The sequence below is a fragment of the Paraburkholderia hayleyella genome (assembly GCF_009455685.1).
Taxonomy (GTDB): Bacteria; Pseudomonadota; Gammaproteobacteria; order Burkholderiales; family Burkholderiaceae; genus Paraburkholderia; species Paraburkholderia hayleyella.
In genome coordinates this window covers 1376362-1397337 of record NZ_QPES01000001.1, presented here as the reverse complement: position 1 = coordinate 1397337, position 20976 = coordinate 1376362, and the positions used below count along the sequence as shown (strand labels likewise).

19 protein-coding genes are annotated in these 20976 nt (G+C 60.0%); 11 read left to right on the top strand and 8 right to left on the bottom strand.

Translation table 11 applies throughout. From position 1 onward, the window contains the following. A complete protein-coding gene (gene modB, locus GH657_RS06400; RefSeq protein ID WP_153099929.1) occupies nucleotides 1–675 on the top strand; it encodes a molybdate ABC transporter permease subunit in 675 nt (224 codons plus the stop codon). A 1-nt stretch (nucleotide 676) separates the two neighbouring features. Beyond that, nucleotides 677–1393 (top strand): ABC transporter ATP-binding protein, encoded by a 717-nt coding sequence (locus GH657_RS06395; RefSeq protein ID WP_153099928.1) that lies wholly within the window; start codon nucleotides 677–679, stop codon nucleotides 1391–1393. A gap of 66 nt (nucleotides 1394–1459) precedes the next feature. Here the strand turns inward: GH657_RS06395 and GH657_RS06390 are convergent, their stop codons facing one another. Continuing rightward, a complete protein-coding gene (locus tag GH657_RS06390; protein ID WP_425495728.1) occupies nucleotides 1460–2311 on the bottom strand; it encodes a TOBE domain-containing protein in 852 nt (283 codons plus the stop codon). 102 nt (nucleotides 2312–2413) lie between these two features. Here GH657_RS06390 and GH657_RS06385 point away from each other — a divergent pair, with 102 nt between their 5' ends. From GH657_RS06385 to dcm, 3 genes are all read left to right on the top strand, one after another. Continuing rightward, complete coding sequence (locus tag GH657_RS06385) at nucleotides 2414–3988, top strand: hypothetical protein (protein WP_153099926.1); 1575 nt, start codon at nucleotides 2414–2416, stop codon at nucleotides 3986–3988. Nucleotides 3989–4047: 59 nt separating this feature from the next. Further along, nucleotides 4048–4983 (top strand): HTH-type transcriptional regulator ArgP, encoded by a 936-nt coding sequence (gene argP, locus GH657_RS06380; RefSeq protein ID WP_153099925.1) that lies wholly within the window; start codon nucleotides 4048–4050, stop codon nucleotides 4981–4983. Nucleotides 4984–5129: 146 nt separating this feature from the next. After that, on the top strand, nucleotides 5130–6383 hold the full coding sequence (gene dcm / locus GH657_RS06375; RefSeq protein ID WP_153099924.1) for a DNA (cytosine-5-)-methyltransferase: 1254 nt from the start codon (nucleotides 5130–5132) through the stop codon (nucleotides 6381–6383). A gap of 62 nt (nucleotides 6384–6445) precedes the next feature. Here dcm and GH657_RS06370 read toward each other — a convergent pair whose 3' ends face one another. The 5 genes from GH657_RS06370 to GH657_RS06350 form a co-directional block, all read right to left on the bottom strand. Next, nucleotides 6446–7552 carry an S-(hydroxymethyl)glutathione dehydrogenase/class III alcohol dehydrogenase gene (locus tag GH657_RS06370; RefSeq protein WP_153099923.1) on the bottom strand — a complete coding sequence of 369 codons (1107 nt, stop codon included), beginning with the start codon at nucleotides 7550–7552 and terminating at the stop codon, nucleotides 6446–6448. Nucleotides 7553–7663: 111 nt separating this feature from the next. Further along, nucleotides 7664–8659 (bottom strand): xylose isomerase, encoded by a 996-nt coding sequence (locus GH657_RS06365; protein ID WP_153099922.1) that lies wholly within the window; start codon nucleotides 8657–8659, stop codon nucleotides 7664–7666. A gap of 38 nt (nucleotides 8660–8697) precedes the next feature. Beyond that, nucleotides 8698–9780 carry an aromatic ring-hydroxylating dioxygenase subunit alpha gene (locus tag GH657_RS06360; protein WP_153099921.1) on the bottom strand — a complete coding sequence of 361 codons (1083 nt, stop codon included), beginning with the start codon at nucleotides 9778–9780 and terminating at the stop codon, nucleotides 8698–8700. A gap of 49 nt (nucleotides 9781–9829) precedes the next feature. Then, nucleotides 9830–10843: a PDR/VanB family oxidoreductase gene (locus tag GH657_RS06355; RefSeq protein ID WP_153099920.1), complete on the bottom strand. Its 1014-nt coding sequence runs from the start codon at nucleotides 10841–10843 to the stop codon at nucleotides 9830–9832. 481 nt (nucleotides 10844–11324) lie between these two features. Beyond that, nucleotides 11325–12248 (bottom strand): LysR family transcriptional regulator, encoded by a 924-nt coding sequence (locus GH657_RS06350; protein WP_153099919.1) that lies wholly within the window; start codon nucleotides 12246–12248, stop codon nucleotides 11325–11327. A 186-nt stretch (nucleotides 12249–12434) separates the two neighbouring features. Between GH657_RS06350 and GH657_RS06345 the strand changes: the two genes are divergently transcribed. The 6 genes from GH657_RS06345 (at nucleotide 12435) to GH657_RS06320 (ending at nucleotide 18768) form a co-directional block, all read left to right on the top strand. Beyond that, nucleotides 12435–12881, top strand: coding sequence for a very short patch repair endonuclease (locus GH657_RS06345; RefSeq protein WP_153099918.1), 447 nt, complete (start codon nucleotides 12435–12437; stop codon nucleotides 12879–12881). Nucleotides 12882–13016: 135 nt separating this feature from the next. Then, a complete protein-coding gene (locus GH657_RS06340; RefSeq protein ID WP_153099917.1) occupies nucleotides 13017–13520 on the top strand; it encodes a YbhB/YbcL family Raf kinase inhibitor-like protein in 504 nt (167 codons plus the stop codon). 86 nt (nucleotides 13521–13606) lie between these two features. Continuing rightward, nucleotides 13607–15055 (top strand): MFS transporter, encoded by a 1449-nt coding sequence (locus GH657_RS06335; protein WP_153099916.1) that lies wholly within the window; start codon nucleotides 13607–13609, stop codon nucleotides 15053–15055. Nucleotides 15056–15267: 212 nt separating this feature from the next. Further along, a complete protein-coding gene (locus GH657_RS18375) occupies nucleotides 15268–17745 on the top strand; it encodes a DUF6531 domain-containing protein (RefSeq protein WP_153099915.1) in 2478 nt (825 codons plus the stop codon). Between the two features lie 18 nt (nucleotides 17746–17763). Further along, entirely contained in the window at nucleotides 17764–18210 is a 447-nt protein-coding gene (locus GH657_RS06325) for a hypothetical protein (protein WP_153099914.1), read from the top strand. 33 nt (nucleotides 18211–18243) lie between these two features. Then, nucleotides 18244–18768: a hypothetical protein gene (locus GH657_RS06320; protein ID WP_153099913.1), complete on the top strand. Its 525-nt coding sequence runs from the start codon at nucleotides 18244–18246 to the stop codon at nucleotides 18766–18768. A 159-nt stretch (nucleotides 18769–18927) separates the two neighbouring features. Here the strand turns inward: GH657_RS06320 and otsA are convergent, their stop codons facing one another. Beyond that, nucleotides 18928–20400 (bottom strand): alpha,alpha-trehalose-phosphate synthase (UDP-forming), encoded by a 1473-nt coding sequence (otsA, locus tag GH657_RS06315; protein WP_153099912.1) that lies wholly within the window; start codon nucleotides 20398–20400, stop codon nucleotides 18928–18930. Between the two features lie 113 nt (nucleotides 20401–20513). Beyond that, a complete protein-coding gene (locus GH657_RS06310) occupies nucleotides 20514–20723 on the bottom strand; it encodes a hypothetical protein (RefSeq protein ID WP_153099911.1) in 210 nt (69 codons plus the stop codon). Nucleotides 20724–20976 lie beyond the last annotated feature (253 nt).

The following is a 20976-nucleotide window of genomic DNA, read 5'->3' as shown; positions in this document are numbered from 1 at the left end:
ATGCACCAGGCCTGGATTCCCCTTCTGCTCTCACTCAAGGTGGCCGGCTGGGCCACGGCGCTCAATCTGTTATTCGGTGTTGCCGCAGGCTTTGGTCTTGCGCGCTGGCGCTCAGGCGCGCGTGATCTCGTCGATGCGCTGTTGACGCTGCCGCTCGTGTTGCCGCCCACCGTGCTGGGCTACTACTTGCTGGTGCTGCTAGGGCGGCGGGGCGTGTTCGGCGCCTGGCTCGAACAATGGGGCATTCAACTGGTGTTCACGTGGCAAGGCGCGGTGATCGCATCGAGCGTGGTCGCGTTTCCGCTTGTGCTGAAATCGGCGCGGGCGGCCTTCGAGACCCTTGATCCCCAGCTCGAACGCGCTGCCCGCACGCTAGGCGTGAGCGAAGCCGCGATTTTCTTTCGCGTCACGTTGCCGCTCGCGGCGCGCGGCATTCTGGCGGGGGGCTTGCTGGCCTTCGCCCGGGCACTCGGCGAGTTCGGCGCGACGCTGATGATCGCGGGCAATCTGCCCGGCCGCACCCAGACGCTTTCGGTGGCGGTCTACGCCGCCGTGCAGGCGGGCGACGATCAAACGGCGGGGTTTCTCGTCTTCGTCACGTCAGTGACATGCGTTGTGATTCTTTTGCTCGCCGGCCGCCTCGTGCCGCCGCATGCGCTTGGGACACCCCGCTGATATGCCGCTCACCGTCGTCTTCCGTAAAACGCTCAGCACCGCTGGACGCCACTTCACGCTCGATGCCGAATTTACCGCGCAAGCGCCGCGGCTGGTGCTGTTCGGGCCGTCGGGCGCAGGCAAGAGCCTGACGCTGCAGGCGATCGCGGGGTTGCTGCAACCCGATGAGGGCACGATTGCATTCGATGGCGAGCCATGGTTTGAGCACGCCCGTCACATCGACCTGAAGCCGCAGCAACGCAGGCTGGCGTATCTGTTTCAGGATTACGCGCTGTTTCCGCATCTGAATGTGCGGCAGAACATCGCCTTCGGTCTTCATTCAGGCTGGCGCAATCCGCCTGCGCGAGGGGAAGCCGCGGCAACGCCAGGCCAGGCCGCGGTGAACTACTGGCTTGATGCGCTTGAACTGCGGACGCTAGCCGGACTTCGCCCCGCCCAGCTTTCCGGTGGACAAAAGCAGCGCGTGGCACTGGCGCGGGCGCTCGTCACGCAACCGCGCCTGCTCCTGCTCGACGAACCGTTTTCAGCACTGGATAGCGCTCTGCGCCAGCGGATGCGGCATGAACTGGCCGAGCTGCAGGCACGGCTGGCCATTCCGCTGGTGTTGATCACCCATGATGCCGACGATCTGGCGTTATTCGGCGACCAGGTGATACAGGCCACCCAGGGTCGGGTACGCGCTCAGCATGCCCCGAGCGTCAAGCTGCACATGGTTTGATTTTCGGTTTTGAATCCCGGTCCCAGGGTTCGGGATTCACTCGGGATCCAAGATGCCAGACGGCTTTCAGTCGTTTACGCCAAGAATCACGCTAGACGCCTTGAATACCGCCGTCGCGCGCTGACCCGGCGCCAGAGCAAGCGCATCCACGCTGGCATTCGTCACGACAGCAGCAATGACGGTGCTGTCATCCAGCGCCAGCGTGACCTCGGCGTTCACCGCGCCGCGCTTCACGCTAGCCACCGTCCCCTGCAACTGGTTACGTGCCGAGAGTGTGAACCCGGCCTCATCCCCGGCCTCGTCGTGCGTCAGCAGCATCACCCACGAGGCCTTGATCAGGGCGAATACCGCTACGCCTTCGCTCAAGCCCAGCGCGGCAGTGCTGTCGCTCGTCAGGAGCGCGACGATCGTCTGGCCGCCGGGCAGCGCCAGCGTGACTTCATCGTTGACGGCGCCGCGCTGGAGCGCCACCACCTTGCCGTACAACTGGTTACGTGCACTGGTTTTCATGCTTAATCTCCCGATCAGTTCCCAGTCAGGCGCAAAGCCTTCGATGGCCTGGCTGGCCCGTTCAATAAACTTGCGATGTTCGTGTTCGATCAGTGCAAAGGTTTCGATGAGACGCAGGGCGCGCGGCGTCAGCGTCGTGCCACCGCCGCCCTTGCCGCCCGCCGCGCGGATCACCAGTGCCACGCCCGCCAGATTGTTCATGGCGTCGATGGCGTCCCACGCGGCTTTGTAGCTCATGCCCACGGTTTTAGCCGCGCCGGTAATCGAACCGGTATCGCGGATCGCCGCCAACAACGCCATGCGTGCCGCGCCACCGAGTGTCTGTGCACCGGACTGGAACCAGACCGAGCCGTCGAGTTCAAGTGGGCTGGCAGAGTGGCGGGAAGGTGGCTGGGGCATAGGTTGCATGGCAGGCGGAGAGGACGCTCAGGTGAAACACAGAAGATGTGTTGACGGCGAACCCGGTGATTATAGCGAGCCTCTCCTGTGCCACAGGGATAGCGAGGCAAAGTGGAAACCTTCTGCGGACATTTCCGCCCGAACGGTTACTCAAGCTGCCTATCCATCGTTTATCTGTTAAAAACTTCAAAAATGCCAAAAAATATTTCAGCGCCCTTTAAAATTAATAATATAAATTCCGTCAATTCCGATAATCAGCCGCTCCTGAACGTCCCGAACAATATCAATGACGTTTTAAATAATATCAAGAAATCAATCGAATCCCCCACGGAGCGCCGCGCCACTACCCTCCCGGCATTCAACGTTTTATCAGAAACAACCTTGCCATTTGGCTGCGGTGTTTCACACCCACCTGAAACAGTAGATCTTGATTCAACCAGCAACGCTACGACTATTTTCCCATCTCTTTTTACACCCCAAGCCACATCAAAAGAAAAATACGAAAAATACGAAAAACTCAAGGCAACCTTTTCACATAAGCACAAGCAATTCATCAACGAAACTCAAGCCATTATCATCCATTATCTTGAAACGATTATAGAAGAAGCCAATGGCAAATCTTTTCAAGAAATTTATCAAATTCAAGCCGAGCATCGTCCCAACAGCCAATTCCATCAATATCAAACAGAACTTGAAAAATTAAAATCAATCCAATTTAAAAAAATTTCAAATCTGAGAGAAACTCTGCAATCAATTAATGAAAAATACAGCGCCTTCAAGAAAAGTCAGCCAGCACAATTCAATGAAGGCTCTTTTAATTATGCAGATATCAGTCAAGCCCTTGGTTCGTACAAATATAAAAATGTCGTTCACACGTTGATCAACAAGCTGCCCCCCGAACTCCAGAGGCAGGTCTCTTCCGCTGAAATCGGACTCATTTGCAACACCATTTTTGATAAAAATATTAAATGCCCTGAAAATTTAAATACAGAAATCGATCATGACCTCGATTTAAACCTCTGGAGCCAAGAGCAAAAGAATTATCTCGCAACAATCTTCTCAAGCTATAACTCGCTCGAGTTCAATGCGGACAGTTTTTTCAACTTGCTCAATATGGATACCTTTTCCTCGGTCGCAGCAAAAATACTTGACACAACACCCGATAATGTCAAACCCGATCTGACCATCACCAATTATTTACGTCAAGTCTGGAAAAGATCGAGTTCCCTGCACCGTTTCCCCCGGATTTACTTCACCGATCTCAGACTTCTTGGAAATTCAAAAAAAATCTCTTTTATCCAGATAGAAGAAAATGTTTTATTCGATGGCCATGAAGAATATCTCAAACCCATGGAAACACAAGCAGCACAGCTAGCCCGTTATCAGGAATATCTAGCTTGCTATCTCTTATATATGTGCGAAAAAATCACACATATCACCCTCAATAACGAAAATTACGATTCCATGCCAGCAGGCCTGTTCTCTTCGGCCAAGTTTCCGAAATTACCCGAACTCACGCATCTGAGCCTCAAAGATATTGAGCTAAACGAGGCCGATATCAACAATTTTCTGAAAAACACACCGAAACTCACCTCGATCTCCATTGAGCCGTCTTCCCCCAGCCAGCAAAAGCTGTTGGAAGCCTACGACCTCGCCAAGCTCAAGGCCAGTGGCATCCCGGCATGAGCCAGACTGATCTTTTTTCATTTATGCTTAAAAATTCTTAATTTTTAGGCACAGGCATCGTGGATCTGGATCCTCGTCAAACCGCCGCCGTGCGTGCCGTGATCGAAACCGGCAGTTTCGAGCAGGCCGCCGTGCGGCTCAATCTCACCGCCTCCGCCGTTTCGCAACGCGTGCGCGCCCTGGAGATCCGTCTCGGTAATCCGCTGGTCGTGCGTACCCGGCCCTGCCGCGCCACGCCGGTCGGGCAACGCCTGCTGCAATATCTGCGGCGCACGGCGCTGCTCGAAGATGACTTCGCCAGCGATCTGGCGCACGCCAGCGAGGCGCTGCTTTGCATCGCCGTCGCGGTCAATGCCGATACGCTGTCCACCTGGTTTTTCCCGGCGCTCGCCGATGTGCTGCTGCAGGAAAACGTCCTGCTCGATCTCAGCGTCGAAGACCAGGATCACACGCATGCACGGCTTGCCTCGGGGCTGGCGATTGGCTGCATCACCACCGAAAGCACGCCGCTGCGCGGCTGCTCCGCCGAGCATCTGGGCGCGATGCGCTACCGCCTGGTGGCGGCGCCGCGTTTTGTCGCCCGCTGGTTTCCCGCAGGGCTCACGCGCGAAGCCGCACGGCGTGCGCCGGTGATGCTGTCCTCGCGCAAGGACGCGTTGCAAGCGCGTTTTCTCGAAGCGCATTTCGGCCTGCCGCCAGAGGCCTATCCCAGCCATTACGTGCCCGCCGCCGTGCCGCGCTATCTGGCGATTCAACGCGGCCTGGCCTATGGCATGGTGCCGGAGCTTGAGTTTGGCGATGCGCTCGAACAAGGCGCGTTAATTGATCTCGCCCCGGCCCAGCCCACCGATATCGAGTTGTACTGGCACACGTGGAAAGTTCAGTCGCCGCGTCTGGAGAAGCTTTCCGCGCAGATCGTCACATTGGGTCGCGCCGCGTTAGCCACGGGTCAAACCACGGACGTTGCCACGGATGCCGTCTCAGCCATCGGCTAACGTTCAACGCCAAATGGCGCAAACCGGTGCCAACGTTTTCTCGGCCTCCTTGCGCCGGGCTCGGCCTGGACACGCGCAAGATGAGCGGCCACAATGTCCGCCCCGCTTCCTCTTCGCCTCAATACCCCCGCGAGAAACCAGGCATCATGAAAACCGCCGACCGGCACGCGTTGCTCCAGCAAGCGTTGCAGTTATATAGCCAGGAAGAAATTGCCGCCCAATGCGGCAAGAACATCCGGACCCTCCAGCGCTGGGTGGCGGATCAAAGCTGCCCCGCACTGGCCGAGGCGACGCTGCGGCACATGATCGAAAGCAAAACCAGCACCCCCTCTCTCAAGCATGAACCGGGGTTCCGCCTCATCGACCTGTTTGCGGGAATCGGCGGGATTCGCCGTGGCTTCGAGGTACACGGTGGGCAATGCGTCTTCACCAGCGAGTGGAACAAGTTTTCCCAAAAGACCTATCAGGAAAACTATCGGGATGACGCTGAAGTCCACCCGTTTGTCGGCGACATCGTGACGTATGCCGCCGAGGCCATTCCGGCGCACGACATCCTGCTCGCGGGCTTTCCCTGCCAGCCCTTTAGCATCGCGGGCGTCAGCAAGAAAAATTCGCTTGGCCGCCCTCATGGCTTCGAATGCACGACGCAAGGCACGCTTTTTTATGAAGTGGCACGGATCATTGCCGCCCGGCGTCCGGCGGCCTTTCTGCTGGAGAATGTGAAGAACCTGCTGTCGCACGACAAGGGCAAGACCTTCGCCACCATCATCGACGTGCTGCGTCACGAACTGGGCTACGAGGTTCAATACAAGGTGATCGACGGCAGGCACTTCACGCCGCAACACCGGGAGCGGATCGTGATTGCCGGTTTCCGCGAGAAAACCGGCTTTACCTTCGACGATCTGGAACTGCCGGACGTTGGGCCGCGCCTGGGTTCGATCCTGCACAAAACCGATGGCAGTGAGCCGGTGCTAAAGCATGACGCCGGGCGCTATTTCGACCATGCCACCCGCCAGGTGCAACCCCGGTATACGCTCACGCCCAAGCTGTGGGTCTATCTGCAAGCCTACGCGGCCAAACATCGGGCAGCGGGCAATGGCTTCGGTTATGGCCTGGTCACGCCAGACAGCGTGACACGCACGTTGTCCGCGCGATATTTCAAAGACGGCTCCGAAATCTTGTGCGCGCAGGGCGAGGGCCAACGCCCTCGCCGCTTAACGCCGCGAGAATGCGCCCGCTTAATGGGTTTTCCGGACGACTTCGTGATTCCGGTGAGCGATACCCAAGCCTATCGCCAGTTCGGCAATAGCGTGGTGGTCCCGGTCATGCAGGAAGTCGCCCGGATCATGACACCTCACGTCAAGATGCTGCTTGCCCGAAACACTCACGACCTGCAGTAGCCCGTGGCCCGGCTAATCCGGGCGGGCATGGCAGGCGCACGGGGTACGCGCCGGTTTAATGTTTAATACAGCACGACCGAGCGAATCGACTCGCCCTTTTTCATCAGATCGAACCCCTCGTTGATCCGCTCAAGCGGCAGACGGTGCGTGATCAGATCGTCGATATTGAGCTTGCCTTCCATATACCAGTCGACAATCTTCGGCACATCCGTGCGCCCCCGCGCGCCGCCAAAAGCCGAGCCTTTCCACTCGCGCCCCGTCACCAGCTGAAACGGCCGCGTGCTGATTTCCTCTCCCGCGGCCGCCACCCCGATGATGAACGACTGCCCCCAGCCCTTGTGCGTGCACTCCAGCGCCTGACGCATCACCTTCGTGTTGCCAATGCATTCGAATGAATAATCCGCGCCGCCATCCGTGAGTTGCACGATGTGATCCACCACGTTGTCGACTTCACGCGGATTGATAAAGTGCGTCATGCCAAATTGCCGCGCGAGTTCGATACGCCCCGGGTTCAGATCGACCCCGATGATCTTGTCCGCGCCGACCATCTTCGCGCCCTGGATCACATTCAGGCCTATGCCCCCCAGACCAAACACCACGACGTTCGCACCCGCCTCGACCCGGGCCGAATACACCACCGCGCCAACACCCGTGGTCACCCCGCAGCCGATGTAGCAGATCTTGTCGAACGGCGCATCCTCACGCACCTTCGCCACCGCGATCTCGGGCACCACGATGTAATTCGAAAACGTCGACGTGCCCATGTAATGGAACAACGGCTTGCCCTCAAACGAAAAACGCGTGCTCGCATCCGGCATCAGCCCACGGCCTTGCGTCGAACGAATCGCCTGGCACAGGTTCGTCTTGCGCGACAGGCAAAACTTGCACTGGCGGCATTCCGGCGTATAGAGCGGGATCACGTGATCGCCCTTGCTTAACGTGCCAACGCCCGGCCCCGTATCCACCACGATGCCCGCCCCTTCATGGCCGAGTATCGCCGGGAACAGTCCTTCCGGATCCGCTCCCGACAGCGTGTAGTAATCCGTATGGCAGATCCCCGTGGCCTTCACTTCGATCAGCACTTCTCCCGCTCGCGGGCCTTCCAGATCGACTTCTTCGATCGTCAGGGGCGCGCCCGCTTTCCATGCAATTGCTGCTCTGGTTTTCATCAGCCTTCCTAAAACAGACAAGTTGAACTGCAAAGCCAATCCGGCCAGGGCGCCCCCGATGGCCTGTTCATCGCGGGCGATGCTCACGCCGGATCGCCAGGATCATCAAGCTCAAACGTGTGCAACGGCGGGCTTTTCTGCCTTGATCTCCGCCCACGTGCGGCGAAACCATTCGGCAATCGCCACGTTTTGCTCGAACAGCGAATATTTCACCCCGCCGCCGTAATCGGGCATGTCGATCATGTCTGTGGTGATGTAGCGCAAGGGGCTATCCGGCGTGTCGCGGTGATGCCGCAACACGCGGCGCACGACGTCCTTGCAGGGCTCGACGCGATAAGCGTTCCATGGCAGATGCCATTCGCCTGGCGCTGGCTTGAAAAACGGATACTGACAGGCGCGGCCATACGTGCCGCCGTCTTTCAGTTGCCACGGGTTCTTGGGACCATTCGGCGAGACGGGCCTGATCTGCAGCCAATGCGTCATGTTCATGCCGATCCACTGATCGAGCACATTGCCTTCTTCATAGGGATCAATGACAAACTGCCCGGACTCCACCTCGGCGCGAATGCCGCTTACGTCCTGCTCTTCGGGGTTGTCCACCTTCAGCAGAACATGGCTGTGGTCAAGCACGAAGTTAAACGGCACCCCACGTTGCCGCACCTGCCGGGCGATTGGCGTGATGCGCCGAAGGTCTTCCGACCACATGTAGATATGTACCTCGAAGCCGATGCCAATCCCTATTTTTTGCCCCAGGTCATAGGCATGCAGATAAAACTCGACGATCTCCTGATCGGTGAGCACATGACCTTTGGCGTGCTTCGTGTACAACATGATGTTGTGAAACTCGCCGCCCGCGTCCTTGCACAGGCGCAGATTGACGGCGAGCAGCGCCTCATCGCGGCCCGCCATGTACGACCACAAGCCCGTGCGGATCGGCACGCCATGCCGGTCAGCCGCGCGCAGATATTCTCTTTCCTGGCCCGGTTGCGGCATGCGGTCGAAGTGGTCGAACACGCCGGACGCTTTCAGCATGCGGAACTGCTCGTCTACCGACACGGCTTGCGTATGTTGTACGCCCCGGCCGTTACAGCCAATCGAAAATTCCATCTCATCTTCCTCTCATGTTTCTCTTGTGCGCCTGATGGTTACACCGTGGACGGCTGTGTTGCGCCTGACACCGGGTGCAATACATGTACGGCTGGGGACACCGCTTCCTTTGCCTGCAAACGTTCGATCATCTTGCGAATGCGCGCGGGCGCATTGTCGATGCCGAGCCGGGTGTACTCACGCACGCCAGTGCGCTCCTGTTCACGCTGGACGTAGTCGAGCAGCACAGCGTCTTCCTCGAAGGTCAGTGTCATCAGACGGGCCACATCGTCCGACACAAGGGCATCGTCCGGGTGATAGTTGCGTAGATGCAGCCAGAAATAATGCGTGGTCGATTCCGTTTCGGGCGTCAGGAAGTTGAAGCTGTACGAGCGGAAACCACCATCCTTGTTCGCCTCGGTTGGCTCGAGGCCTGCGTCGATGCTGCCGAAATCCACATAGGACGTAGACGGCAGATGCAGGTAGTAGTACTGCCAGCGATCCACCTTGCCCGCGAAATTCGCCATCGTTGCGACCAGCGGCACAGGCGGCGCATCGTTGATCCAGCGCCAGGCCAGCACGTGCGAATCGCCCTGCTCCACCTTGACGCCGACATCCTCGCCCGCGGCATTGCCAATCGTCTTCTTGTGGACGTAGCTGGTATGCGCCGGATCAACGAGGTTGTCGGTGATATTCAGGTAATTGGTCTTGAAGTGAAGGTATTGCCCATCGACCAGGCCCCAGCCCGCATCGCCGTAATGCGGCACATCGATCACCGTGGTGGTGTCGGCCAGCTCCGGATCGCCCATCCAGATCCACACGGCGTTGTACTTCTCAATGAGCGGAAAGGACCTGGCACGCGCGGTGGGCGGAATATTTTGCTGGCCAGGGATGCGCACGCAAACACCCGAGCCATCGAACGTCATGCCGTGATATCCGCATTGCACATGATCGCCTTTCAGCTCGCCCAGCGAGAGCGGCGCGAGTTTGTGAGGGCAACGATCGACCAGCGCGGCGGGCGTACCGTCTTCGCACCGATACAGCACGACCTGCTCGCCGAGGATCGTGCGCGACAGCAGGTGCCGCCCGACTTCACTGCTCCACGCCGCAACGTACCAGGCATTTTTGACAAACGTACTCATGGGGAGACTCCGTTATCTTGACCTAAACCTCATTGCACCCGACACCCTGTCAGGCATCCAGCACCAGTTCACCTTCGGTGGCTCTTGAAACGCATACGCACATCAGATGTTCGCGCTCTTCATCGGACAAGGCGTAATCGCGGTGGTCCGGCGTACCGCTCAGCACGCGCACCGCACACACGCCGCACTCACCTCGTTGACAATCGAACAGGGGATCGAGCCGCGCGTCGATCATCGCGGCGAGAATGCTGGTTCCCGCGGGCACCTCGAGCGCCAGACCACTCCGTTGCAGCACGACCCGGCAGGGACGATCACCCGCTGCTGCAGGCGGCGCGCCGAACAGTTCGAAGTGGACTTGTGCGGGAGACCATTGTTTGTCGCGCGCGGCGGCGATCACCGCGTCGATCAGGGGACGGGGGCCGCAGACGTAGAGATGACGATGCGGCGCCGGTGATCCGATCACTTCGGCCAATGGCATCCCCCGGGTGGGATCGCCATAGTCGAAGTAGAGACTCGCCTGCTCGCCACACAGCTGCGAGACGTCATCCCGGTACGCCATCGTGTCCGGCGTGCGCGCGGCGTAGTGCAAGTGATACGCCGCACCTTTCGCGCTGAGCTCTCGCGCCATCGACAGGATCGGTGTAATACCGATCCCACCCGCCATCAGCACGGCCTCATGCGGTTCATCGTGCAACGGAAAATCGTTCTGCGGCAACGCGGCACAAATCGGCTCGCCCGTTTGCAGCGCATGCATGAAGCGTGATCCGCCTGCGCCCGCCGCTTCCAGTTTGACCGCGATTTCGTAGTCGCCCGACAGGTCAGCGCTGTTGACCAGCGAATAACAGCGTTCGCCGGGCAGCGATGCTTGCCGTGCCCCCGGCGCAGTGGCGGGCAGGCTCCCGCTAGCGGCCAGGTCCACCTTGAACCTGAGGTGCGCGCCAGCCGAAAAGGCCGGCAACGGTTTGCCATCGGCGGCCTTCAGCTTTAACAGGCGGATCTCCGCCGTCAGCGGGACGGTGTCGGCCACGATGAGTTCGAGTGGCCATTCAGATGTCGTCGACATGAGTTCCCTTCCTGCTCTAGACCTGGTTGCTCCCCGACGCTGCAGTGGGCGACAGCATGTTTAATGGGGGACGTCCGGGATTGGGGATTAAATCGTGCGCTAGCGCATCAGGCGCGCGACGAATGGTGCAGTAATGTGCGCGGCTAGCGCCTCACCGCCTGGCAAGGAAGAACTGTGGGGGAGCCATACGTTTGGCATTGCGATAATTGAGCGGCGCGGGGGCATGCCTGTTCCGCCATTGCAGCGGGATACGCGGCATCGCGTGATGCCGCAGACCCTCTTTCCACGCACATTCGATCGCCACGCGAGACATCGTTGCTTCCCTGAGTTCCTTGTTGCGGGTCAAGTATAGGGAGAGCTTTATGCTGGACGTAGCGGTAAATCAACAGCACCCCGCTGCAAAATTTGCAACGGCGACGCTCAGGCATCCCGCTCAGGCATCCCGATCAGGCATCCCGATCAGGCATTCAGAAGATTAGGGTTAGGCCGCGCCCGTCTCTTCCTTGAGCAGGCTGGCCAGCTGTTCGTTCATGATGGCGATGAGCGCGGTCACCGCTGGCGGCAAGATGCGCGCCGAGCGGACATAGATACCCAGGTGCGCCGCTACGTTGTCCGACTCGCGCAACGGCACATACGCCAGCCGCCGCTCCGCACAGAGCGTTTTGAGGCCGATACGTGTCTGAAACCCGATGCCCGCCCCGCGCATCGCCAACTGGCGCATCAACTCGATCGCACCGGCGTACACCACCGGTTGCACCGGCTTGGCCGCGTTTTGTAGCAACAGCAGCAAGAGCGAATGCACCGCGAAATCCGGGTTGGTCATGACGAGCGGGAACGCCGCACAATCGGCGAATGACACTTCCTCGCGGGCCGCGAGCGGGTGATCCGGCGCCATGATCGCGCACAGGCGGAAAATGCCGCCACCAACACAAGTCAAGTCCGGGCTATCGCGCATCGCAAACGCGACACCCACATCGACCTCGCCGGACGATACCTGCTGCGCAATCGACTCCGAGCCCTGCATGAAGGTATGAAGACGCACCTTCGGATAGCGCCGCAGCATGTCTTCGAGTACCGCGGGCAGAAAGTCGGCGTTCAGGCTCTCCGCCGCCGCCACGCGAATTTCACCGCGCTCCACGCCCTGCAGCTGCTCCAGTTCGGCGAGCGTGCGCTGCTCGTCTTGCAGCACGGTGATGACATGTTGCGCGAAAATCTGGCCAGCTTGCGTCAGACGCAAACCGCTGGGCAAGCGTTCGAATAACGCGGCGCCAATCTCGTCCTCCAGATTGAGCAGTTGCCGGTTAAGCGCCGAACCATCGACGTGCAAACGACGCGCCGCTTCGCGGATCGACCCCGAACGGCAAATCGCATCGAAGTAGCGAATGGCCTTGGCATGAATATTCATGTGCGGATGCTAGCAGAAGCACGCAGCAAACATCATCGTGGGCTTGCCAGGGCTTGGGTTAACTTGGGTTAAGTTAAGGTTAAGCTTTGGCTCACCGGGCGGCGCGGCAAGCGCCCCTCCTTCCCGGCCCCTGAAGCCCCCTGCGATGCAAGCATCTGAACTGCCGATTGTGAACTCACCTTCGCCATGACCGATATCGTCGACCGCGCGACGCGCAGCCGCATGATGTCGGGCATCCGTAGCCGCAACACCCGGCCTGAAATCTTGCTGCGCAGCCTGCTGCACCGGCGCGGGCTGCGCTTTCGCCTCGACGTGCGCACGCTGCCTGGGCGGCCCGATATCGTCTTGCCACGCTATCGCGCAGCGGTCTTCGTGCACGGCTGTTTCTGGCATGGACACACGTGCCCGCTATTCAAATGGCCACAAACCCGGCCCGAATTCTGGCGCGAAAAAATCAGTCGCAATCGCCGTCACGATCTCACCGCGCAAGCCGCGCTTGTGGCCCAGGGCTGGCGTGTGGCGGTGATCTGGGAGTGCGCCTTGCGCGGCCCCCGGTGTCATCCGGAAGAGGTGGCGCAGCGGCTCATCGACTGGCTTCAGGAAGGTGGAACAGCCTTTGAGCAACGCGGCTAGACCGGCTGCAACGGCACACCAGAGCGCCGTGCACGGGTGATACACTCGGGCGCTTCAAGACAGCGGGCGGCAAGGCAGGTGTCCCGCCTCTTGCTTCAAAGCGCTTTTCATACGGCATCCTGAAGGAGAAAAATCATGGCTGAGTTCCGTCTCTGGTCCAGCACATTCCCCGCTAATGGCTTCATGACAAAAGCGCAGGAATTCGACAACAAGGCGTTTGGTGCCAACGGCGAAAACCGCTCACCGGCGTTGCAATGGGACGCGCCACCCGAAGGCACGCAAAGCCTGGCACTGACGGTTTATGACCCTGACGCGCCGACAGGCAGCGGTTTTTGGCACTGGGTCGTGGTCAACCTGCCGGCTGATTTGCGCGCCCTGCCCGAAGGCGCAGGCGCGGCGGATAGCCCCTTGTTGCCGCTTGGCGCGCTGCAATTGCATAACGATTACGGGCTGCCTGGCTTTGGCGGCGCGGCGCCCCCTCGCGGTGACCACGCCCATCGCTACATCTTCAAGCTGCACGCGCTCAAGGTCGCGCATCTGCCGCTCGATGCGTCAACCACCAATGCCATCGGCCGCTTCATGATTCATCTGAATGAACTGGCCTCGGCGGCTTACACCGGGCTCTACGCGCTGCCATAAGCCGACGTATCCGCCAGCAAGCCCTGCCTGGCCGCGGGCGAGCCTTCGGCACCCGCTCCCGGCCTCCCGCTTTACCGCCTGATCCCATGTCTGCCTTGTCACCCCAGTCCCCGCACCCGCTGCGCCCCACACCCGCGGCCTCGAGCGCCGTGCGCGTGCCCAGCGCCGAACCCGGCCTTGCCGTGCCTCAGCGCTACTGGGCCATTCTCGTGGTCGCGCTCGGTGTCACCCTGGCCGTGCTCGATGGCGCGATCGCCAACGTCGCGCTGCCCACCATCGCGCGCCAGTTGCATGCCAGCGCAGCCAGTTCGATCTGGGTCGTCAACGCTTATCAGCTCGCCGTCACGATCTCGCTGCTGCCGCTGGCCGCGCTCGGCGACCGGATCGGCTATCGCCGGGTATACCTCTCGGGCCTCGTCCTCTTCACCGTGGCCTCACTCGGCTGCACGCTCGCGCACTCACTGCCCACGCTCGCGCTGGCCCGGGTGTTTCAGGGCTTCGGCGCGGCGGGCATCATCAGCGTCAACACCGCGCTGGTGCGAATGATCTATCCCAGCGCTCATCTCGGACGCGGCATCGCGCTCAACACGATGGTCGTCGCCATTGCCTCCGCGCTCGGGCCCTCGGTCGCCTCGGGCATGCTCGCCCTCGCTTCATGGCCCTGGCTTTTCGCAGTCAACGTGCCAATCGGCCTCGCGGCCCTGGCGCTCGGCTTCAAGGCCCTGCCCGCCAATTCAAGCCGCAGCAGCGCCCCTTACGATTACCTCAGCGCCTTGCTCAACGCCTGTGTCTTTGGCCTGCTGATCTTTGCCGTCGATGGCCTGGGCCAAGGCCAGAGCCTGGCTTATGTCGCCGCTGAAGCCCTCGGTGCGCTCGTGCTGGGCTACTTCTTTGTGCGGCGGCAACTCACCCGGCCCGCGCCGTTGCTGCCCGTCGATCTGCTGAAGATTCCCATCTTCGCCCTGTCGATTGCCACCTCCGTGTGTTCGTTCTGCGCGCAAATGCTGGCATTCGTCTCGTTGCCGTTCCTGCTGCAAGACACCCTGGGGCTGTCGCAAGTGCAAACCGGGCTGCTCATTACGCCCTGGCCGCTGGCGATCATCGTCATCGCACCGCTCGCGGGCGTGCTGTCGGACCGGGTGTCGGCGGGATGGCTCGGCGGCATTGGGCTAGCGTTGCTAAGCGCCGGGCTGCTCCTGCTCGCCACGCTTGGCGCGCACCCGGAGCCGTTTACGCTCGCGTGGCGCATGGCTTTATGTGGCGTGGGATTCGGCTTGTTTCAGGCTCCCAATAACCGCGCCATGCTGGCCGCAGCGCCGCGCGAACGCAGCGGCGGCGCCAGCGGCATGCTCGGCACCGCGCGTCTGACCGGGCAAACACTCGGCGCGGCGCTGGTGGCGCTGATTTTCGGCATTGCGCCGTTGCGCGGGCCAACGCTCGCGTTATATGTAGCGGCCGGTTTTGCGCTGGCCGCGGCACTCGTCAGCATCTTGCGGGTCAAGCAGCACCATGGCGGCGCGCCGCGTTGCGCCTGATGCCTTGTCTGGCGCCCTCGCCGGGTTTCGGTTGGTTGCAATAGTGCAAATCAAGCGTCAAAGACGGGCTATATCCAGTATCCAGAACCGGGCTGCCTGATTGAGCCTAAACCCGCTACATTTCGTGATCCTGCGGTTTGAGGTTTGATTCCGCATCATTCATAACGGAACGGGCCGAGGCAAAGCGTCCGCTGTCGCTGGGAGAGCTTGTCGTGAGTCGCCGCCGGTCGCATTTTGTTTCCGCTGCTTCAAACCCGTTCTCTTTTACTTTTTCTCTTCCCCTACTCGCACAACTGCTGCTGGCGTTTGCCCTGCTCCTCAGCGTCACCCCCGTCCAGGCCGACTGCTTCGACCTCTACGCGCAGTCCGGCGCGCGTCCCGGTACCGCCTCCTGTCCCAGCGATGTCGCCAGCAACACCCCCGGCGGCATGGGCCACTACGCCTGCCTCAACGACCTCGCCGCCATCCACCGCTACTGCCGCACCCCCAGCCCCGTCCTGCCTGAAACCAGTTGCCCCGTCGCCGATCCGGTCTATCCCGGCACCGGCGTCACCACCCTCGAAGAAACCGATTACGCCACCGGCGATGAACCGCCCGTCGTGTTCCAGCGCCAGTACCGCTCCGCCGCCCTGCTGCCCCGCACCTCGTCCAGCGGCGCAGGCAGCGCATTCGGCGCGGGCTGGTCGCATAACTGGCAGCGCCGCCTCGACCTGGCCGCCTCCTCCTCCGCTGCACCGCGCATCACCGCATGGCGCGATAACGGCATGCCGGTCACGTTCAGCCCGTCCGCTGGCCTCTGGCGTCTCACCCGTGGCACAGGCTGGCTGCTCGCGCGCAGCGGCAACGACTGGACGCTGACCAACGCCCGCACCGGCAACACCGAAACCTATTCCCCCCATGGCGTGCTGCGCTCAGTGCGCACCGTCAACGCGGTCATCACCGAACTCAGCTACAGCGATGCCCAGACCCCCGGCAACATCGCGCCCGTCCCCGGGCTGCTGACCGGGATCGACCACTACCAGTTGCAGCGCCGCTTCGCCGCCTCGTTCAGGCTCGCCTATGACGCCCAGCAGCGTCTGGTGCAGATGACCCGCCCCGACGGCGGCATCACGCGCTATGGCTATGACAGCAACGGCAACCTGAATGCCGTGACCTGGCCTGACGGCACGATCCGCCGCTACGTCTACGACGATCCGCGCTTCGTCAGCGCGCTGACCGGCGTCATCGACGAAACCGGCTCGCGCACGGCCACCTGGACCTATGACGCAGAAGGCCGGGCCATCGCGGTCAGCCATCCGGACAGCACGCGCAATGTGCAGTTCGCGTATGGCGGGGGCCGCACGACCGTCACCCGCAGCCAGGGCAGCACGACGCTCGACTTCAGCGCGGCAGGCGGCGTGCTGCGCCCGGACGGCAGCCGCGAGGCGCGCCTCACCTGGGACGCGGCCGGCAACCTGGACTCACGCAGCACAGGCGAGGGCCGCCGCATCGACTACACCTACGACAGCGCGAACCGGCCCGTCCAGGTGGTGCGCCACGACACGTCCGGCACCACGACAACCCGCGTGCGCTATGCCGATGCGCTGGGGCTGCGGCCTGCCGCCGTGGCTGAGCCGGGGATGATCCGCGCGCTGGTCTATGACGACAGCGGCAGCCTGACGGGCGTCTCGGAGCAGCCGACGACAGATCCAACCGGCGCAAGCGGCTTCGCGGCGACGGCGAGCGGCGCGGCGCAGACCTATGGCATGGCCTATGACCGGCTGAACCAGCCGGTGTCCATGACACGCTACGAACAGGGCGTGCCGACTGACCGCTGGGACTTGCGCTGGGACATGAACGGCAACCTGCGGCTGCTGGCGGGCGGGCCGGACAACGCCGTGCTGGAGATCGGGCGTGACGATGCGCACCGGGTGAACTGGATCAGCGCGGGGGACTTTTCGGTCACGCCGGTCTATGACCTGCGGGGCCGGCTGGTGCAATTCGGCTACAGCGAACGCTACGTGGCGCAGAGCGTGCAGACGTGGCGCAAGCTTGAGGTGACTTACCGCTACGCCGCCGATGGGCGGGTGACCGAGCGTCACGCGACGGTGCGTGTGGGCAGTGGCACGCCGGTGGCGCTGTCGCAGGCCGAGACGGATGGCTGGCTGGATAACTACGAGGCGGGGGTGGTGCCTGCGGGGCCTCAGGCGGGATGGGGGCCGGTGGCGGATGCGCGGTCGTTGCGCGCGGCGACGGGGGGCGCGGCGGCCGGGGCCGGTCCGCCGCAGGAAGCCGGGCTGGAGCCGGTTTGTGTCGAATGCATGCTGCTGCCGCATCCCGCGCTGAAACTGGCGCCGAGGGTGTATGGGTTCATGCGGGGTTACCTGGCCGGGCTGCGCCGGGGGGAGGTCGGGGTTGAGGTTGAGGGGGAGCAGTGCACGCCTGCCATGCTCGACCAGTCAACGATAAACTGGGGGCGAAATGACAATCAGCTTTCTCACACATTCCGGCATCTGGACGCCAGAAATATTCCCCGCAAGCCCGTGATGGACGCAATTGAAAAAGATTTGGCTGAAAAAGGGCATTTTCTGGAGATGGGTGGTGATGGAGTCACTTTTACAGTGAATATACATGGAGTTGCGATTGACTATTCTGCATATAGATTTTTCATTCATGAAATTCGAGTAGGTTCGATTAGGCCAGAAAAATAATCATACAAGGAATAAGGTATGTCACGCCCTCTCGCACCACACGAATACAAACTGCTCGATTTTTTGCTTGAAGCAAACGAACCACTATATGGAAAATGGACCCGGCAATGGAGAGACCAAATTAAAACATGCCAGGTCCGGGAAATTGACACACCCTATTTTTTGGCAGTATGCCATGATGATGAAATAGAAAAATCAGGACAAAAAACTTTAACATTAGGGCGCGAGCTAATTAGTATAGACGGACGTATTCCCGTACTAATTTACGCAATAGTTGTAAAAACACAGGATAATTACTATGTCGATATTTTCTCGATAGACCGGCTGGATGGCGAGAAATTAATAAATTACCCCATGCCGGGCAATGGATTAATGGTGATGGAAGCTGGGATGCGTGTTGGAGGCGCAGATCTAAGATATGCCTATAAAGAAAATCCTCTTGCGCCGCGATGGCGGTTAGTATAAACAACTAGCCCGGCATTTAAATGTTATCAAATTATGAATAAATTAAAGTTTATTAAAAATACAGATGAATTTAACACCTTGCTTTCGCGTGCAGAGTCAGGCATCAGAAAAATTACAGAAGCGCCACCCGAGCAGAAATTTTTATACTTTGATCCGATCGATGCCGGAACTCCTGAATATTATGACTTTATCAAAAATTTAACAAAATTCTCCAATTCAAAAGAATTTTCGTTCTTACTCACAAAGCCAGATCCAATAAATATCTATTTCAAACTTTTTGGCAAATATCCCGCCATGAAATTCAATAACCATCATGATGGAAGTGATTATCAAAAATTCCTTGATGCCGATCCCGGAAACAGTCCTAGCGATGCAGTTATTTGTATTGCAGAACGTTACGTGGTTTTGCCAGATGCAGATGACTGGATAATATATGCCGACCGGAGAGTGGAACTATCAACCCTCTCCGGCTCTCCAGAAATATACGAATTCACCCGAAAAAACTATCCATTCAATGTATTTTTCAACCCGGATGTTTATGATAATGATTTTTATTGAATCAAAACTTTTCAAGTTCGTGTTCGATACAAACCCCTATCAACATGGCACCGTTCAAACGCGGTGCCATGCCGATGCCAGGTCCAACCATACCGGTGCTGCAAAATACCCGACACGCCCAAGTGTTTACTGCTAAGTGGTTGGGTTCTCTAGTGGTCCCTAATACCGGCTACCTAACGCTGAACCCTGGCGCCCGTAAGCCGTCGCATCGACGCGCCGCACCACGTTTCTGGCCACCGCGGACGCCCGCGCCACGCGCCGTAAATCGCCAAGAAACGTATCGCGCCAGACCGACAAATTATTCTCCCGCAGCCGCGCCATCATGTCGGTGTAGCGCGCCTGACGTTCGGCCAGCGGCATCGACAGCGCTCGCTCCAGGGCCTCGGCCATCTGCGACAAATCGAACGGATTCACCACCAGCGCCCCAGGCATTTGCTCCGCCGCGCCCGCGAACTGCGATAGCACCAGCACACCCGGATCCTCGGGATTTTGTGCTGCGACATATTCCTTGGCGACGAGGTTCATGCCATCGCGCAGCGGCGTCACGTAACCGACATGCGCCTGGCGAAACAGCGCCATCAGCAAGTTGCGTTCGTACTTGCGGTTCAGATACTGAATCGGCGTCCAGTCGAGCTGGGCGAAGCGGCCATTGATTCGTCCGGCTTCGCCTTCCAGGTTCTGGCGAATGCGCTGATAAGTCTGCACATCGGAGCGGGTCGGCGGTGCGATCTGCACCAGCGAGACGCGTCCATGCCAGTCCGGTGCCCCCAGCAACAAGCGCTCGAACGCCTGGAAGCGCTCCACCAGTCCCTTCGAATAATCGAGCCGGTCCACGCTCATGATCAGCTTGCGGCCATGCATGCCCTCACGCAGGCTGCGCACGGGTTTGCGCGCCGTGAACTGTTGTGCGACCCGGGCAATCGCATCGGGATAAATCCCGATGGGGTAGGCCGCGACTTTCAGGAACTGGCCCCACGCATACAGCACCCCCGCTTCATCGACGCTGCCATGGCATGACCCGCGTTCAACATAATCGACGAACGACTGGCAATCCGCCTCCGTCTGAAAACCCACGACGTCATAACTGCACATCGCCCTCACGAGTTCCTCATGCGGCGGCACCGTGCGCAGCACTTCGGGCACCGGAAACGGAATATGCAGGAAAAAGCCGATGGGGTTTTTCACGCCCAGCTCACGCAGGCAGCGGGCGAATGGCAACAGGTGGTAATCGTGGACCCAGATGATGTCATCCGGTTCGAGCAACGTTTTGAGTTGCTTGGCAAGCATCGCGTTAACACGCAGATAACCGGCATATTCCTGACGGTCGTAGCGCGACAAGTCGTTGCGGTAATGAAAAGTCGGCCATAGCGTGGCGTTCGAAAACCCCCTGTAATACTGGTCGTAATCGCGTCGGCTCAAGCCCACTGTGGCGTAGGTCACATTGCCCTGGCGCTCGATCACCGGCGAGCGCGTCTGGCTGGCGGCTTCGCCCGTAATTTCACCGCTCCAGCCAAACCAGACACCCCCGGTTTCCTGGAGCGCGTCCAGCACGCCAATCGCCAATCCCCCCGCCGCAGGACGGCCAGGCTGGGTGGGGGCAACACGGTTCGATACCACGATCAATCGGCTCATTACGGACTCACCTCATTCAATGTGTTCGTTGTCTGCGGGAATGTTCCGGAGCAAGGCATGCAAATGCCGTGCCCATATCTTGAAATTGAGCGATGAAAATGTATGCAAATGTTTCAGGCGTCTTGCGCGACACCGAGATCGCGCTGATATTCCAGCCCTTCGGGACGCACGCCATCTGTGCGGGACTCGTCATCCGCCGGGATCACGGGGGTGGCAGGAGTCGTGGGGATGGTAGAAGTAGCAGGCAAGGAAGGCGCCGCGTGGTTCGCTGCAAGCGGAGCGGAAACAGAACACCGCGCGGCGCGCCGGGTGGAATCTCGCATGACGGCTCCTTCGTAATCGGGTGAGAGGCCTGTTTAAGGCTCAAGCGGCAGGTAAAAAATACGCAGGCCTTGTAACAAGGAAAAACAACGAAAAACAGCGAAAAACCGGCTAGCCTGCGAATCAGTCCGCGAAGCGCGGTATTTCCCGCGGTTGCGACGGCGGATCGCCGATGGGGGGAGCAGCAGGCTCGGGGGTGGGGTCCGGTTCGCGGGGATCGTCGGGTAGCGGCGGATCATTGGGCTCGGGGCGATG